General features: G+C 51.0%; 15 protein-coding genes. 5 read left to right on the top strand and 10 right to left on the bottom strand.

Features of this window, described 5'->3' with window-relative positions:
- Positions 1–12: 12 nt before the first annotated feature.
- Complete coding sequence (locus H6624_08830) at positions 13–1,116, bottom strand: CoA transferase (protein ID MCB9084437.1); 1,104 nt, start codon at positions 1,114–1,116, stop codon at positions 13–15.
- 158 nt (positions 1,117–1,274) lie between these two features.
- On the opposite strand from H6624_08830, the gene H6624_08825 reads away from it, so the two are divergent.
- Both H6624_08825 and H6624_08820 read left to right on the top strand, forming a co-directional pair.
- Positions 1,275–1,802 (top strand): sigma-70 family RNA polymerase sigma factor, encoded by a 528-nt coding sequence (locus tag H6624_08825; protein ID MCB9084436.1) that lies wholly within the window; start codon positions 1,275–1,277, stop codon positions 1,800–1,802.
- Entirely contained in the window at positions 1,799–4,252 is a 2,454-nt protein-coding gene (locus tag H6624_08820) for a VWA domain-containing protein (GenBank protein ID MCB9084435.1), read from the top strand. The genes H6624_08825 and H6624_08820 overlap by 4 nt, the downstream gene beginning before the upstream one ends.
- Before the next feature lie 86 nt (positions 4,253–4,338).
- Here H6624_08820 and H6624_08815 read toward each other — a convergent pair whose 3' ends face one another.
- Genes H6624_08815 through H6624_08790 form a run of 6 tightly spaced genes read right to left on the bottom strand, consistent with a single transcriptional unit; the run spans position 4,339 to position 10,901 of the window.
- Positions 4,339–4,827, bottom strand: a complete 489-nt coding sequence (locus H6624_08815) for a hypothetical protein (GenBank protein MCB9084434.1) — start codon at positions 4,825–4,827, stop codon at positions 4,339–4,341.
- Between the two features lie 37 nt (positions 4,828–4,864).
- Complete coding sequence (gene ppc, locus H6624_08810; GenBank protein ID MCB9084433.1) at positions 4,865–7,501, bottom strand: phosphoenolpyruvate carboxylase; 2,637 nt, start codon at positions 7,499–7,501, stop codon at positions 4,865–4,867.
- A 49-nt stretch (positions 7,502–7,550) separates the two neighbouring features.
- Positions 7,551–8,654 carry a redox-regulated ATPase YchF gene (ychF, locus tag H6624_08805; GenBank protein ID MCB9084432.1) on the bottom strand — a complete coding sequence of 368 codons (1,104 nt, stop codon included), beginning with the start codon at positions 8,652–8,654 and terminating at the stop codon, positions 7,551–7,553.
- A gap of 2 nt (positions 8,655–8,656) precedes the next feature.
- A complete protein-coding gene (locus tag H6624_08800) occupies positions 8,657–9,238 on the bottom strand; it encodes an aminoacyl-tRNA hydrolase (protein MCB9084431.1) in 582 nt (193 codons plus the stop codon).
- 29 nt (positions 9,239–9,267) lie between these two features.
- Positions 9,268–9,939: a 50S ribosomal protein L25 gene (locus H6624_08795; GenBank protein MCB9084430.1), complete on the bottom strand. Its 672-nt coding sequence runs from the start codon at positions 9,937–9,939 to the stop codon at positions 9,268–9,270.
- Positions 9,940–9,953: 14 nt separating this feature from the next.
- The gene (locus tag H6624_08790) at positions 9,954–10,901 is read right to left on the bottom strand and encodes a ribose-phosphate pyrophosphokinase (protein ID MCB9084429.1); all 948 of its coding nucleotides are present in this window, start codon (positions 10,899–10,901) and stop codon (positions 9,954–9,956) included.
- Positions 10,902–11,013: 112 nt separating this feature from the next.
- On the opposite strand from H6624_08790, the gene H6624_08785 reads away from it, so the two are divergent.
- Entirely contained in the window at positions 11,014–11,448 is a 435-nt protein-coding gene (locus H6624_08785) for an STAS domain-containing protein (GenBank protein ID MCB9084428.1), read from the top strand.
- 49 nt (positions 11,449–11,497) lie between these two features.
- Here H6624_08785 and rdgB read toward each other — a convergent pair whose 3' ends face one another.
- From rdgB to H6624_08770, 3 genes are read right to left on the bottom strand one after another with little or no spacing between them, the layout of a single operon-like run.
- Positions 11,498–12,079: an RdgB/HAM1 family non-canonical purine NTP pyrophosphatase gene (gene rdgB, locus H6624_08780; GenBank protein ID MCB9084427.1), complete on the bottom strand. Its 582-nt coding sequence runs from the start codon at positions 12,077–12,079 to the stop codon at positions 11,498–11,500.
- Positions 12,080–12,091: 12 nt separating this feature from the next.
- Positions 12,092–12,814 (bottom strand): ribonuclease PH, encoded by a 723-nt coding sequence (gene rph / locus H6624_08775; protein MCB9084426.1) that lies wholly within the window; start codon positions 12,812–12,814, stop codon positions 12,092–12,094.
- A 5-nt stretch (positions 12,815–12,819) separates the two neighbouring features.
- Positions 12,820–13,611 carry an N-acetylmuramoyl-L-alanine amidase gene (locus H6624_08770; GenBank protein MCB9084425.1) on the bottom strand — a complete coding sequence of 264 codons (792 nt, stop codon included), beginning with the start codon at positions 13,609–13,611 and terminating at the stop codon, positions 12,820–12,822.
- Between the two features lie 508 nt (positions 13,612–14,119).
- On the opposite strand from H6624_08770, the gene H6624_08765 reads away from it, so the two are divergent.
- Positions 14,120–15,346 carry a hypothetical protein gene (locus H6624_08765; protein MCB9084424.1) on the top strand — a complete coding sequence of 409 codons (1,227 nt, stop codon included), beginning with the start codon at positions 14,120–14,122 and terminating at the stop codon, positions 15,344–15,346.
- 19 nt (positions 15,347–15,365) lie between these two features.
- Entirely contained in the window at positions 15,366–16,052 is a 687-nt protein-coding gene (locus H6624_08760) for a PilZ domain-containing protein (protein ID MCB9084423.1), read from the top strand.
- Positions 16,053–16,129: the final 77 nt, after the last annotated feature.

Below are 16,129 nucleotides of genomic sequence, written 5' to 3'. Positions count from 1 at the left end.
TGAGAATGTTGCCTAATTTTTGCCTGGGGGAGAGTATTTTTTGATTGGAGTTCGCGACAGGCGTATCGGATTGGATAGGCATGGGGTCTTGCCGTCGTCCATGTAGCGAAACAGCCCTCTGGCTTTCTGGTGGGGGTCTGTCTCCAAATCCCTCATATTATTGATAGGGCCAGCCGGAATCCCGGCTGCTTCCAGAAGCCCTAACCAATGGGCCCGGGATTGGGAGGCGAAGATCTGATTGAGTGGTGCTTCAAGCTCGGCACGATGTTCAACCCGCCCCTGGTTGGTATTGAACTTCTCGTTCTCCCACAGGCCATTGCCAACAATTTTCTTGAGTCGAGAAAATTGGGCATCATTGCCCACGGCCAACATGATTTCCCCATCTGCACAAGGGTAGGTCCCATAAGGGACTATACTTGGATGGTGATTGCCGAGCGGTTGAGGTACTTCTCCAGATACCAAGTAATTCATCGCCACGTTAGCGAGGCTGGCAACTTGGCAGTCAAAGAGTGAGATTTCCAAATGTTGCCCTTTTCCCGAATGGGATCTTTCATTGAGTGCTGAGAGAATGCCAACGGCAGCGTAAAGGCCAGCAGTTAAATCCGTCATGGCCACGCCAACCTTGGTTGGCTGATTCTGTGTGGGACCAGTTATACTCATGAGGCCGCCCATTGCCTGAATAAGGGCGTCGTAACCAGGTTTGTCTCGGTAGGGACCCTGCAATCCAAAGCCCGTAATCGTGCAATAGATGAGGCGGGGAAATCGGCTGGCCAAAGATTCATAATCCAAAGCGATTCGTTGGAGGTCTCCTGGTTTGAAATTCTCGACTAAGATATCCGTATTTTCGAGAATGGCGAAAACCTTCTCCCGGTCACCTTCAGATTTGAGATCCAGGAAGCAAGATTTTTTATTGCGGTTAGCGCTAAGATAATAAGCTGAGGTGCCCTCGAAAAAGGGAGGGCCCCAGGAGCGGGTGTCGTCACCAGTCTCGGGCTTTTCGATTTTGATCACCTCAGCACCCAGGTCACCCAATATTTGAGTGCAGGAAGGACCTGCAAGTATCCGCGACAGATCCAAAACCTTAATTCCCGCCAGTGCTCCATTCTTGTGAGTCATGGGCCCATCCTCCTCAATCTCGTCGCTGTTGTCTAGATTCTTCCCAAAAGATAGACATGAGATTTCAATGGGATATGATTTTTTTTGTCCAAAATTGAGATTCTGACTAAGAAACCCCAGTCCTCCATCGTTAACACAGCAGGACACGGGAGCGGCAGATGAGAAAAGGTGACAACGAAGAAAAAATTCGGTGGCTCCAGGCGACCCTCAATCAGTATGAGGGTCGCCTTCTCCGCTACTTGAAACGCATGGTACCTGAGCAGTTCGCGCGGGATGTTGTTCAGGATGCCTTTGTGAAGCTGTGGCAAGAAGATCCAGAGCGACTGAAAGGTCATGAAGCCCCTTGGCTTTTTCGCGTCTGCCGCAACCGTGCCCTCGATATTCTCAAGAAGGAGGGTCGAATGAGTCCTTTTGATTCAGATCAAAGCCAGGCACCAGACGATCCTGTGGCGACGGTGGAAAGAAAGCAGGAGACAACTCGCGTGTTACAAGTGATTGCCGAACTTCCGCAAAAGAAACAGGACGTCCTTCGCCTGAAGTTTCAAGAAGGCCTGAGTTACAAAGAAATATCTCAGGTGACCGGGTTAACAGAGAGTTATGTGGGTGTGCTGATCCACGAAGGAATTCAGTTCATCCGCGAGCGTATGAAGGACGATCAACCCTCAATCCAAGGAGGGGCACAATGATAAATGACAAACAAAAAACCAAACTAACCGCCTACGCCCTCGGGGAGTTGAGCGGAAAAGATAGAGAAAATATTGATCAGTTGCTCCTCAAAGACCAGGAAGCCAAACAGTTTGTTGAGGAAGTCAGGCAGACTGCCGCCATGCTGGAACAGGAGTTTTCTTTTGAGGAAAAGCCAGTTTTAACTGAAACTGAGCGAAACAAATTAGATCAGGTTTGGCGTGAAAGGTCTGAGCAGGAAGCCGGAACTTCCCAAAAGTTAAGCCAGGGATTCTCTTTCTTTAAATGGTGGGTAATGGCCCCTATTGGCGGTCTGGTGGCAGCCATGTTGGCTCTTGTTCTCATGCTTCCGCAGGTAAAAGAAAACCTGTCCGTGAACAAATCGGGTCAACTTCTAGGAGCATCAAGCCCTCAATCGGAAGTGACTCAGGCTCCTGCAATGGACCCAGCCGACTCTTTTTCCACGGCCGATCAAGGAAAGGCCGAGAGCTATGATGTGGCTGACAGCGAGTATGAACTGGCCGACGTAGACGACGCCCAAACCGGCGAAATCTCGGAATCAGGCGATGTGGATGGAATGGAGATTGCGGGTAATGCTGCCCCCTCTCAGCCGGTGGAACGAAAAGCCATAGGTGGACTCGCCAAGCGTCAGGCCATGCCTGCAAAGGAAAGCTATGGCCGTGGCTCGGGCGGGGCGGATATTAGCAAGCAGGGCCTGGCAAAGGGAATGGGTGCTCCCTCGGCACCCCCTCCGGCCACAGCTGGAATCATTGCCACGATGAAAAAATCCGACGCTAAAAACGAAATGGCCGTCGGTACACGTTCGCGAGTGGGAGGTAAGGCTCGGCCTCAAGCAAAAACCAAGGCTAAGAAAGTGATGGCCGCGGGCCGGGACAAGGCCAGGGAAGAAAGGTTGAAGGATCATGTGGCCTCTGAAGCTGCCGCTCCGGCAACAGATGAGGTGGACTTTATTCCTAGTCCCGAACCAGAATCCATTCCCGAGCGAGTTGAAGAGGCAGAGCCAGATCATTCGGGAGAAGGTTATGACCTGATTGAGGAAAATGACTTCCTTAGTGTCAACGATCAGCCCCTGTCGACTTTCTCTATCGATGTGGATACGGCCTCCTACAGCAATCTGCGCCGGTTTATCGAAAGCGGCAGCCTGCCTCCGGTGGATTCCATTCGCATTGAGGAGATGATTAATTACTTTCCGTATGCTTATGCGCCACCAAAGGGGCCACATCCCTTTGCCGTCCATACGGAAGTGGCCACGTCCCCTTGGTCGCAAAATCGTTTGGTGCGCATTGCCCTTAAGGGTAAAGAGGTGGACATGAAAGATCGTCCCCCCGCCAATCTGGTCTTTTTGTTAGATGTTTCAGGCTCCATGGCGGACGAGAACAAACTTCCACTACTGAAGCGCTCTTTTAAACTTCTGGTGGATAGTCTCCACCAGCGAGACCGGGTGAGTATTGTGGTGTATGCCGGGGCTTCAGGTATGGTACTGCCGGCAACTTCGGGCGACAAGAAAACTCAGATCATGGGCGCTCTTGATCGTCTTGAGGCTGGTGGGTCCACGAATGGCGGATCAGGAATTCAACTGGCCTACAAAGTGGCCAAGGAGAATTTTAAAAAGGGCGGCATCAATCGAGTGATCCTGGCGACAGACGGGGACTTCAATGTTGGCACGACCAGCCGAAGTGAACTCATCCGCATGATTGCCGACAAGGCCAAAGAGGGCACATTCTTGACGGTGCTGGGACTTGGAATGGGCAATCTTAAGGATGGAACTCTTGAGCAATTGGCTAACAAGGGCAATGGCAACTACGCTTATATCGATAGCGATAGAGAAGCCAATAAGATTTTTGTTGAGCAATTGGCAGCCAACTTGGTGACTATTGCTAAAGATGTAAAAATCCAGGTGGAGTTCAATCCGACGAGGGTCAGTCACTACCGCCTGATTGGTTATGAAAATCGCCGGCTCAATAAAGAGGATTTCAACGACGACAAAAAGGATGCGGGCGAAATTGGTGCTGGCCATACGGTGACGGCTCTTTACGAGGTGACTCTTGTTGGTCAACCGGGAGTGGCGCCCAAGGTGGATGCTCTAAAGTACCAAAGCAAACCGACGGTACCGGTAAAAGGCAAGTATGACGATGAGCTTTTGACTGTGAAGCTGCGCTACAAACAGCCTCAGGGTAGCAAGAGCACACTGATACAGGTGCCGGTGAAGGACAGCAACAAAACCATTGGTCAGGCAGATGCGGATTTTCGCTTTGCCTCTGCTGTGGCCTCGTTTGGTATGCTCTTGCGTGGCTCCAAGTATAAGGGAACCAGTAGTCATGACAAGGTCCTTGACTGGGCCACTGGTGCCACCCAGGTGAAGAATAAAAAAGATAGTTATCGGTTGGAATTTATTGATCTCGTCCGACGGGCCAAGGAGCTCAAAAGGTAGTCGGGTTTAATAACATTAATCGCTCTAGACATGATGTCGCAGCCACGGCCCTAATCAAGCCGTGGCTTTTTTTTTGGAGGATAGTCCTAGCCGAGGAAGGCAAAAAACTTGGAAGGTAGCATATCCATTTCCATTTGTGCCCGACACTTGGAGCAGGCAATGGAATCGGGAGCACTAATCCGTGCAGGTGTTGACTGGGCAGGCCAATCAAAGTCCACCTCTCGTTTGGCAAGAACCCGATCTTCGTGCCCACACTCATCACAGATATAGGGAATAAAAAATGATTCAATAGTACCATTGGCAGGAATAAAACCTGTCACTTGATTGAGTTGATTGACGATCAGTGGAGTGCAATTGGTGAAGTGAAGGATCATGGATTCTGGCAGACTTTTAATCCAATCCAGCCAGGTCTTAACGCCCACCGAGTTTATGAAGGTCACCTTTTCAAAATCGATAGTGAGTTCAGTCAAACTTCCAAGTTCTTCTGAAAAGAGATCGCACTCTTGACCAATGCTGCCGACGATAGCAGCCAAGGAGTGGGTTGGACTCATTTTCTTCAGTTCAACTCCTGGCATACATCCTCCCTCAAAAGATACACAGTACCTATCGTGCTTAACCAGTATTCCGCATTCCCGCGGAAATACCACTTATAGTTATTGCTAAGATTCTTTGTACCCACGGGTCATCGGGGTTATCCCGGTAGATTTTTAGAAAGTGGGCCTGCATCAAATTCAAAACATCCACATAGGGTGTGCGCACATCGATAGACCGACGAAGGACTGGGTTGTTGGCAAGTAACTCCTTGCGGCCGGTAATTCGTGCCAGGTTCTTGCAGGCCAGGTAATAACTCTCAATGGCCTGCTGGCTCAGTACCTTGGAGTTTTCATCAGCTAGGCGCTCAGTATAGTATTCAAAGACAGGAAGATCGACCTTTGCGAGGACCATTTCAAAGAGACTCAAGGTGGAAGCAAAGAAGGGCCAGGATTTGTACATGGCTTTTAGGTCCTGAAGGTGACCATTCGCCAATCCATACTCCAAGGCTTCTCCCAGTCCCAGCCAAGAGGGGAGTAGCCCTCGATTTTGCGTCCAGGAGTAAATCCAAGGGATGGCCCGGAGGGAATCAAAGCTAAAGTCTCTTTTTCGCTTCGATGGCCGACTGCCAATCTTAAGGAGCGAAAGTTCCTGAATGGGTGTGACTTGAGCAAAGAAATCAAGAAACTTAGGATCTTCGTAAATCAGGCCTCGAAATGCCTTTTCAGACTCAAGGCCCAAGTGATCCATGAGTCCCATCCAGTTTTTCTTTTCTTTAGGAGGTTTCGACAGAGCGGCCTCTAACACACCGGAAATATAGAGCTCCATAGTTCGTTCAGCTATACCCGGTAGTCCAAACTTGGCGTGAATTGACTCGCCCTGTTCGGTGACACGAATGCGGCCCTGTCCGGAACCCCTGGGCAAGGCCAGTAGGGCTAAGTGTACGGGACCGCCGCCTCTGCCAATACTGCCTCCACGACCGTGGAAGTATTCAAACTCAACCTGTAAAGAATTCGCCAGAATATCCAACTTGGCTTGCACTTGATGAAGCATCCAGGAAGAACAGAGTCGCCCTGACCGTTTGCTCGAATCCGAGTATCCCAGCATTACCTGCTGATAAGAACCGGCACGGCTTCGATAATACTTGATGGACCACAGAGAGGATAAAATTTCCTCACTCTTGGCCAAAGCCTCGGGCGTTTCCAATAGGGGAACAACGGGGAGTTGGCGTTTCACTCCTGCAGCCTTAAATAGAAACAGCACTTCCAAAAGGTCCGAGGGGTCTTCAGTCATGGACACAACATAGGAGCGAAAACATTCGGGCGGAAACTCATTGAGGAGACGACAGGTGGCCATCACATCCTCGCCTAGCTTGAATTCCCAACTTTTGGGTAAAGAGATGCCTTCGCTGGATTCAAGTCTGTTTACTAAAGCCGATTGTCTTTCCGCTTCTGACATTTGTTGGTAGTTACCCCATCCCTGGTGCTGAAAAATCTCAGCGACAGTCGATTCATGGGCATCTGAGGCTTGGCGGATATCCAATCCTAAAAGGCAAACTCCAAAGGCTTCGAGTCGTCGAATAAGATCCAACGCTCGCCCTTCGGCCAAATCCCTGGCACCAATGGCAATCAAGGATTCGTAGCAAAGATGCAGAGGTTCAAGGAGCTCGGCCTTGCCAATTGGAACCCAGGTGGCTGGTGCGTTTATGCCGCGGAGTTGGGCCGCGACATGGTGTTCAGCCTCTCGGACCTGTTCAAAAATGGGGGCCAAGATCACTCGGTAAGGTTCGACGCTCCCGGGGCCTCCGGCCTTTGCCAAAAGTTCGTCAGATGCGGCATTAAAGGACAGCTCTTTCAGCAACCAGTCCAACTCTGTGCGAATCAGATGGTAGGCTTTGGCCATTCCCATTAAAAGGATTTGTCTGGTTACGCCTGACGTCACGTAAGGGTTTCCGTCTCTGTCACCACCCATCCAGGAAGAAAATCGAATGGGACTTGCATTGGGCTGGAGGTCTCCACCCAAGTACTTGCGGGCCTGGTAATTGACCAAACGCAAATACCGGGGCAGCGTGTCCCATAGCACTTCCTCAACAATGGAAAACCCACCGAGAGCCTCGGTGATCGGAGTCGGTCCCTTAGCCTGTACCACCTCGGTAAGCCAGAGAGCTCTGACATTGCGATCCAATGAGATTTCAGCCAGCTCCTTTTCCCATTTGGTGATTTCTGGCCGATCGAGAATTTCCAAATTTTTGGCCATGTGTTTGTAGCGGCGAATGGCTGACTGCCGCATGGCTTCGGTCGGATGGGCTGTGAGCACTAACTCCACTTCCATATGATTGAGGAGATCCAAAGCCTTCTTTTTATCTTTGTTGGCAAGTCCTTTGAAAAAGGCCTCGATAGATCCATCCTGGGGTTTCTTGGAATGGGTGGCGTAATATCTCCGCCGCCGGATACGATGGTGTTGCTCAGCCGCGTTGGCCAGGCGGAGAAACTCAGTAAAGGCCCGTGCAATTTTGTAAGATTCTTCATGGCCGAGGGAGGAAAGCAATGCTGTCAATCGCTCCCTTGAAGCTTTGCTACCACTGCGGAAAGACTTGGCACATTTGCGAATCTCCTCTACCTTTTGCAGCAATTCGGGAGAGTCACACTCGGACATGACTCGTCCCAACCGGCTTCCGAGCTGTTTGATGTCCCTTCTCAATGGCTGTGTCGTCTTCATTGGAGCTCCTCAAGGGTTCTCAGAGGAACCCGGTACCATTTGAGAAGATCTAAACATTAAATCGGAAAAACATCACGTCGCCGTCTTTCACGACGTACTCTTTTCCTTCAGATCGGTATTTGCCCGCTTCTTTGACGGCGACCTCAGTTCCAAACTGAAAAAGGTCGCTACAGTGATAGGTTTCGGCGCGAATGAACCCCTTTTCAAAGTCTGTATGGATCACTCCGGCAGCTTGTGGGGCTTTAGTTCCGACGCGAACTGTCCAGGCGCGAGCCTCTTTCGGGCCAGCCGTAAAATAGGTGATCAAGTTGAGAAGTTGATATCCCTCTCGGATCAAGCGAAAGAGTCCAGGCTCCTCCAGCCCCAGTGACTCGAGGAATTCCTTGCGTTCTTCCTGAGGGAGTTGAGCAATCTCAGCCTCAATAGAACTGCAGATCTTAATGACCTGATTGCCTTCGGATTCGGCCACCTTGCGCACCTGCTGAACCCAATTGGAATCGGCGTCGCCCGTGACCTCGGATTCGGCGACATTGCAGACGTACAGGATAGGTTTACTGGTGAGCAATTGGAAGTCTTTGGCTATCGACTTCTCATCATCATCAAATGAAACTGTGCGGGCTGGTTTTCCATCGCTGAGGGCATCTTTGATTTTCTTAAGAGCACTGACTTCCGCGAGCTGTTTTTTGTCTTTGGAAGTTCTGGCTACTTTTTCGACTCTATTGAGCCGTTTCTCCACGCTTTCCAAATCAGCCAGCATCAATTCAGTGTTGATGGTTTCAATATCGCGGATGGGATCAATACCACCCGAGACGTGAATGACGTTATCGTCTTCAAAGCAGCGAACCACGTGGATGATGGCATCGGTTTCGCGAATGTTGGCCAAGAACTGATTGCCCAAACCTTCACCCTTACTGGCGCCAGCCACGAGGCCAGCAATATCGACGAATTCCATAGTGGTGGGCAGAGTCTTTTCTGATTTAAAGATGGCCGCGATCTTGGGGAGGCGAGGATCGGGAACGGTAACCACTCCCACATTGGGATCAATGGTACAAAACGGGTAGTTGGCGGATTCTGCCTTGGCACTCGTAAGGGCGTTGAATAAGGTGGACTTTCCCACATTAGGAAGACCTACAATTCCACACTGCAATGCCATGATCAGTCCCTTTCCGTTGTCCGGTTGTAACGGGTGGCTGCCTTTTCAAACCCGTCACGGATATAAGCTTCCATACTTTCGCTGGCCAAACTCAAAAAGTCGGGCAGTGAATTCATTTCGTCATTATTGAAATTCTGCAGTACAAAATCGGCCACGTCCATTCGCGGATTGGCTGGGCGGCTCACCCCAAGTTTCAAGCGGTTGTATTCTTGGGTGCCAAGCAATTGATGAATGTTGCGAATGCCGTTATGGCCCCCATGGCCACGGTTCTTTTGATAGCGAATTGAGGCGTAGGGGAGGTCCACCTCATCATGGACGACAAGCAGCTCTTGGGGAGATCCACCATAGTAACTCATGAGAGCCTGAACGGATTCTCCCGAAAGATTCATGTAGGTTTGGGGCTTGGCCAAGAGGACAACCTGGCCATCAATGCGGACCTTTGCGGTTAGGGCCTTGTGCTCCTTTTTAAAAGAGCCTTCTTCACCATAGGCGTGAGCCAAGGCATCAATAGCCATAAAGCCGACATTATGGCGGGTAAGTTGATACTTAGGACCCGGATTACCCAACCCGACAATTATTTGCATGGATACTGCGATCCTTTGAAAAAGGACTCTTACTCTTTGTCTTCGCCACCAGCAGGAGGAGCTTCAGACGCCGCCGGAGCCTCACCTTCAGCCGGAATAGCTGCTGCTGCTTCACCAGTCTCGGCCGGAGCCTCTTCACGGGCAGCTGCGCAAGTTACGAGTGTTGCTGTTTCCTCAGTGACCATCTTTACAGTGTCCGGCAGTTTGAGGTCTGAGGCGTGAATAGACTCGTCAAGCCCCAGGTTTGTGACATCAATAGAAAAGAACTCAGGGATGTCACCTGGCATACAGTCAACCTCAATGTCACGGCGAATGATGTTCAAAAGCCCGCCGTCCTGAGCTCCGGCTGGTTTACCTTCAAAACGAAGCTCCACATTCACACGAACTTCTTGAGTCATATCAAGAGCGTAAAAGTCAAAGTGAACGGGACGACGAGTGAGAGGGTGAACATCAAAGTCCTTGCGAAGAACTTTCAGGTTGTTCAGCTTGGAGTCATCTGACTTCAGCACAAAAATCACGTTGTCATACTTGTGCTTGGAAAACTTGTCCGCCTCTACTTCACCGAAGTGAAAGTTGAGGTTTTCAATTTTTGGTCCATAGACAACGGCAGGAATCATCTTCTTCATGCGAAGCTGACGGCTGTTTCCTTTGCCTTGATTGCGAGATGTTACGTGAATTTCAACTGATTCTTGGGTTGTCATCTTTTTGACCTCTCTTAAACTTCAAACAATGCGCTTACTGAATCTTTGCTGTTAATCCGCTTAATGGCCTCGGCCACCAGGGGCGCAATTGAGACCACTTTGATCTTTGCACAAGCCTGGGCCTCGGGCCTCAAGGGGATCGTGTCAGTCACCCAAACCTCTTCTAAGGCGCTTTCTGAAATCCGGCTGATAGCTGGGCCAGAAAGCACGGGGTGGGTGGCGACGGCAAAGACTCTTTTTGCCCCATTTTTAAGCAGGCTGTCAACACTTTGGCAGAGGGTCCCTGCTGTATCGATCATATCGTCCAGAACAATGGCCGTTTTGCCATCAACGTCACCGATCAGGTGTATGGCCTTGGCTTCATTAGGGTTTGTCCGTCTCTTGTCGATGATGGCAATTGAGCACTCCAGGCGCTTGGCAAAGGCCCGGGCTCGCTCAACCCCTCCGGCATCCGGGCTGACCACGACAAAGCCGTCGCCGTGTCCATGCTTTTCCCGCCAGGAGCGAGCCAGAGTGGGAATAGCAAACAGGTGGTCAAAGGGGCCATCAAAAAAGCCCTGGATCTGGGAGGAGTGGAGATCGACCACCACCAGACGATCCGCTCCAGCCGTTTTGAGGAGCTGGGCCACCAATTTGGCTGAAATAGGGGCTCGGGGAGCTACCTTTCTGTCTTGGCGAGCATACCCATAATAGGGCATCACAGCCGTAATTTCGTTGGCTGAGGCCCGGCGAAGGGCATCAAGCATGACGAAAAGCTCCATATAATTTTCATTCACCGGAGGGCAGGTGCTCTGCACCATGAAAACATTACAGCCTCGAACCGATTCGTGGATTTCGACCTGGATTTCGCCATCGGCAAATCTTTTGATCTCACAGTGTCCGAGCTCCAAACCCGCTTCTTTTGCAATACGGGCGGCCAATTCCTGATTTGAGGTTCCTGCAAATACTTTTAAGTCAGCCATAGTGGAAGATTTTCTAGCCTAAACACCCATTAATGTCTAGTTAGAAGGGCTCTCAGGAGCGGGTTCTTAGTGGACTTCCTGCCAGATCCTAGCCCCGGAGTTGACAAGGGGCGTGGTCCTACAAATAATCGGGGTCATGGATGCCTTCGAAGTACGCAAATTATCTACTTGGTCCGTGATCTCGGTTGTCGACCGGGTCGACTCTTTTAATTTTGATGATCTCAAGGCCCAGGTGGAAAAGTTGGTTGGTCGCGGAGAGCACCATTTGGTTTTGGATTTGGAGCAGGCTCAGTTTCTCAGTCTTCCAAGTATCAAATATTTTGCCGATGTGGCTGGGCGATTGGTGAAAGAGGGTGGTCAGTTTGCCCTTCTGTCGCCATCGGAAAAACTAAAACGACAAATAAATATTTTTGCCAGTCTGGACGAGATGAAGCTCTTTCGCACCCGCCGTGACTTGGAGAGAGCAGGGGGCCAGCCCGTTCCCTTTGAAAAGCAAGCTCCTGAATCCCCTGACATGGAATCTCCCGAGGCCAGTCCACTTCTCTAAAACAGCTTCACTCTGCTTTTAAATAGTCTCTTTAATTGTGAGAATCCTCTTACAGGATTTCGAGAAGCTTGCGCAGTGCTTGGGCTCGATGGGAAATTTTGTTTTTCACCCCTGGCCCAAGCTCAGCCAGGGTTTTACTCTCCCCTTCGGGAATGAACAGCGGATCGTAGCCAAACCCTGTGGATCCCTGAAGCTTCTTGGCGATCTCACCTTTAAGACAACCATCCAAGACATGTTCCTTGCCATCGGGGCTATAGACAACCATCACGCAACGGAATTGGGCGGATCTTTTGTCGTAAGACCGTAGGTCCAACATCTTCAACAGCTTGGCATTGTTCTCCGCCGTAGAGGCTTTGGGCCCAGCGTAGCGAGCCGAGTGGATGCCAGGCATATTCCCCAGTCCTTCAACCTCCAACCCCGAGTCCTCGCCCAAAACCCAGCAATCCGATTTGACGGCCTTTAGGGACTTGGCCTTGATGCGGGCGTTGGCCTCAAAGCTGTCACCGTTTTCTGGAGGCGGCGAAAAGAAAGAAAGCTCCCCCTGAGCGTGGACCTGAATATCTTTATCCATCAAGAGGGAACGGATTTCCCGCAGTTTTCCTTCGTTTGAAGTAGCGATCCACAGCTCCATTAGAGCCTCTCCTTATAAGGTGATAAATTCGCCGATGAGAGCCCGCTGCTTCTCGACCAACTCCAAACAGCCTTTTTCAGCCATGGATAACAGGTTGTCCAATTCGCTACGGGTGAATGGGGTGTCTTCCGCCGTGCCTTGGATCTCGATGAACCGCTTATCATTGGTCATGACAAAATTCATGTCGGTGTGAATATTGGAATCCTCGTCGTAGTTGAGATCGAGAAGCGCTTGCCCATTGTGTAGGCCGACGCTAATGGCAGCCACGTAATTGAGAATGGGAATTTGCTTGACGATTCCCTGCTGTTTCATAAATCGGAGTGCCAGGGCAAGAGCCACGAATCCGCCGGTGATAGCGGCCGTTCGGGTTCCACCGTCGGCCTGGAGAACATCGCAATCCACAGTGATCTGGTTCTCACCAAGAGCTTTTAGGTCCACCGCCGCCCTCAGGCTGCGACCAATCAGGCGGGAGATCTCCTGAGTCCGTCCACCACTCAAAGCCTTGTCACGACGAATGCGGCTGTGGGTACTGCGTGGAAGCATACCATATTCGGCAGTGACCCATCCCGAGCCGGAACCTTGCAGCCATTTGGGCGTTCCATCTTCAAGGCTTGCGGTGCAGACGACAATGGTTTCACCCATGGTGATCTTGGCACTTCCCTCGGCATAGCGAAGGACTTCGGGTTCAATAGTAACGGGGCGGATTTGATCGAATTGACGGCCATCTGTACGCATGGGGGCTACTTTAGGCCCGGGCTGATGGATTTGTCCACCATTTCTTTGAACCCTTTAAGGCCCTTGGCGATGCCATCCACCACTTGATTTTGATAGTGAGCAGAGCGCAATTGGTGGGCCTCCCTTTGATTGGAAAGAAAGCCGACTTCGACGAGAGCGCTGGGCATGTTCACATTGCTCACAACATAAAAGGGTGCCTGGCGAATGGTATTTTCCGCCGACTTGCGCTTACCTTGCCAGGCTTCCGTTAGTTGAACGGCGAGGAGGGAGCTGGAGTGAATACGATGACTGCGCTGAAGATCCTGGATGATGTTCAGCAGATCTCCACGCAAGTGAGAGGCTTCCGCAATCGGGTGCAGGGGCCATTCCAGTTCTTCGCGCGGGTTGATGTCGTCATTCTCTCTTTTGGCCTGGAACATGGACTCTTCATCAGGGGGAAGTTGATTCTGGAAGTAGATCTCCATCCCTTGGGCCCTTTTGTCTTCAGAGGAGTTGATGTGAACCGACAGAAACAGGTCCCCATTAAATTCTCGGGCCGCCTGTGCCCGCTCAGCAAGTGAAAGGTGGCGATCCGAATCGCGAGTGAGAAAAACAATCCACCCCTGATCGACAAGCTTCTTTTGCAGGCGTTTGGAAATCTGCAGGGTGATCTCCTTTTCCTGGAGGCTGTTGTAAACCGCGCCCTTATCCATACCCCCGTGACCGGGGTCAATGACGATCCGCTCAAGAGGCTTGGCCCCAGAAGCGAAAGCCAGGAGGAGTGCGGCAGCTGTAATGAGCAATCGTTTGAGTGGCAAGGGATCTCCACAGTAAAAGGGGACAATTTCAGTGTAGGGGTGTGGAGCAAACGACGGAAGACCAAGCGGGGAATTCTCTCCCAAAGGCCCAATCGAATTTTAAGCAAAAAAAAAGCGACCTGGAGGGTAAGGAGGGGGACCAGGTCGCCAAGGGGGGGATACCTTAGTCCTAAGCAAGGGCGGTGCCAGTAATCTCAGCCTGAGACCCTATTTGTTTTGATTTGAGAACGGCAAAAACCGGCTTATGGTAAAAAGGACAAGGCTGGTCCTTGGGAGGGGAGCGCGGATCATCAGAGAGATGTCTCAGAGAAATCCGTAATTATCTGAAATTATTTATTTTATTGAGATGCTAGGTAGGGTTGTTTAGGCTTCAGGCGGAGGGTCCAAAAATGGGCCCGCCCTTTGTAGGGATTTCAGGCCCCGTTGGCACGCAAAAAATCCCGTTTCATTTCAAAAATCCCACCTGATGCCGATAAGTTAATTGCAGCGAGTGCAAGGGGGATGACGAATGCACGGAAGGCATAAGGGCAACCGATCCCGGGTGTGCCCAATACAATTGTTTTTCATTCTATCTATATTGATGGGCATCACCTTTATTGATGAAGCCTTTGCCTACAATGGTCCCGGCATTTTGGTGGCAGACCTGGATGATGTTGAGGCTGAGATGGAGGACGCCCTAGCGGAGTCCGAGGCAGCTCAACAGGAAGCCAAAGCCACCCGGGAAAGGGCTGAGGACGAGAGGCGGCGGACTGAGCGGGCTCAAAAGGATGCCGAGCAGGAGATTGCAAACGCCAAAGCCAAGGCTCGGGATGCGGATATGCAAATCAAGAAGTTTGATGACCAGATTGTTCGCGCTCGTAACGACCGCAAGCAATTTGAAAAGGACAAGGTCAAGGCTCAGGAACAGCAGAAAAAGTACGAGCAGGATATCGCCAATAAAAAGTCCGAGTTGGAAGAGGCTCAGGCGGAGCGAGAAAAGACGGAGCGTGATCGAGATATGGTTCGCGAGAAAGTGGCAAACCTTCTCCAGGAAAAGCGTGCGGTTGAAAAGAAAATTCAGGACACAAAAGACAGTGTGACCAAGGCTCGTCAGGATAGAGACGAGGCCCGGGTCAAAGAGGCCGACACAATCAAAAGAATTCAAGAAGCGGAAAAAAACCTGAAGGTCGAAGAGCAAAAGGCCAAGACCAGGGTATCCAAATATAAAGAGGAAATGGATCGCTCGCGCAAGCGAGTGGCGGATAAGGAAGCCTCTTTGCGGAAGATGCGCAAAGATGTGGAGAGGGCTGAGGACGAAGCTGAGATGGCCCAGGCAGAAGCCGATTTGGCAAAGGGTCGCGCTCAGGACACTGAGGCAAGGGCACAAGAGATGAAACAGAGGCACCAAAATAATTTGGCCAAGCAAAAGGCCCGCAAGGCAACGGCTGAAAACCGCTCGCGAAAGTATGCGGCGAAAGAGGCACGAGCCCGATCGAACACGGTGACCTTTGAAAGCGCTAACGATGCGATTGCCGCTCAGGACACGCGTGGCATGAAGGTCGACATGAAGGGAAAGGCGCCGGCGAAGAAATCAGCACGTAAGAGTTGCCAAATTCGATCTGTGGCTTCGGTCAGCGGCCCGGTGATGAAAGAAGTGAAAAAGGGCGACAAGATGGTCATCAGTGCCCACAGCAAGGGTTGGTATAAGGTCCACATGAAAAACAAAAAGGCCTTTATACCGGCGACCTGTTTCTAAGGGATAAGAGGGAGTCTGGGTGGAAGAGAGTCAACCACTATTATGGTGTCTCTATGATGCGGAAAATGGCGAACGCCTCGATGGATTGACCATCGAGGAGGTGCGTTGTTTTGTGTCGCGCATTTCACCAAAAGAAAGAGTCAATTGGCTAGTTTGGCGTGAAGACTGGAAGAAGTGGAAGGTCGTCAGTCGAGTGCCTGACGTGCTAAAGCCGAACGACCGCCAAATGGGAGCTAAGCCCCCTCCAATTCCTGAAGAGTACCGCGAGGACGATACCATAACCGCCATTAGGCGCCTTTATCAGGGTAACGAGGTCGACAACCAGGCAGCGACAGAAGTTGAAGTGGTGGCGGTGAGTGAGATTCCGGATTTACCTATAGAGAGTGAGGGTGCGGAGTTTGTCCATCGGGCGCATCAGAGGCTCAAGCGTCGCTACGAAATCCTGATCGATTGTAATGGGCAAAAGTTTGAAACCAATTCTGTGGATGTATCGGTCGGTGGGATTTTGCTTGAAGATCCTTTACCTGATTGGGTCTTTGGCTATTGTACCATTACGGTCGTCAAACCGGCCACGCGAGAAGCTGTTCAACTGACCTGTTCTATCGTCGAAAATCAACCACCTAATGGTCGCTTCCGGGTCGCCCTGTCTCCCCTCAAGAAGAAAGATGATCAGGTTCGCCTTCATGCCTGGCTTTCTGCCGCCTAGCTTTGTTTGCTAGTTTGAACTGGCCCACTTAATTGTTGATCCGCAGAATCCCTTCTCAGTGAATCCGGTCCTTTGCC

It is taken from the genome of Pseudobdellovibrionaceae bacterium, assembly GCA_020635075.1.
Lineage (GTDB): Bacteria > Bdellovibrionota > Bdellovibrionia > Bdellovibrionales > UBA1609 > JADZEO01.
Note: the sequence above shows the minus strand (reverse complement) of the source record. Positions and strands in the feature narration are given on the sequence as shown.

Coding starts and splice junctions, on each gene's coding strand:
- H6624_08830 (MCB9084437.1), bottom strand. CDS start 1,116: ATGACTCACAAGAATGGAGCACTGGCGGGAATTAAGGTTTTGGATCTG.
- H6624_08825 (MCB9084436.1), top strand. CDS start 1,275: ATGAGAAAAGGTGACAACGAAGAAAAAATTCGGTGGCTCCAGGCGACC.
- H6624_08820 (MCB9084435.1), top strand. CDS start 1,799: ATGATAAATGACAAACAAAAAACCAAACTAACCGCCTACGCCCTCGGG.
- H6624_08815 (MCB9084434.1), bottom strand. CDS start 4,827: ATGCCAGGAGTTGAACTGAAGAAAATGAGTCCAACCCACTCCTTGGCT.
- ppc (MCB9084433.1), bottom strand. CDS start 7,501: ATGAAGACGACACAGCCATTGAGAAGGGACATCAAACAGCTCGGAAGC.
- ychF (MCB9084432.1), bottom strand. CDS start 8,654: ATGGCATTGCAGTGTGGAATTGTAGGTCTTCCTAATGTGGGAAAGTCC.
- H6624_08800 (MCB9084431.1), bottom strand. CDS start 9,238: ATGCAAATAATTGTCGGGTTGGGTAATCCGGGTCCTAAGTATCAACTT.
- H6624_08795 (MCB9084430.1), bottom strand. CDS start 9,939: ATGACAACCCAAGAATCAGTTGAAATTCACGTAACATCTCGCAATCAA.
- H6624_08790 (MCB9084429.1), bottom strand. CDS start 10,901: ATGGCTGACTTAAAAGTATTTGCAGGAACCTCAAATCAGGAATTGGCC.
- rdgB (MCB9084427.1), bottom strand. CDS start 12,079: ATGGAGCTGTGGATCGCTACTTCAAACGAAGGAAAACTGCGGGAAATC.
- rph (MCB9084426.1), bottom strand. CDS start 12,814: ATGCGTACAGATGGCCGTCAATTCGATCAAATCCGCCCCGTTACTATT.
- H6624_08765 (MCB9084424.1), top strand. CDS start 14,120: ATGCACGGAAGGCATAAGGGCAACCGATCCCGGGTGTGCCCAATACAA.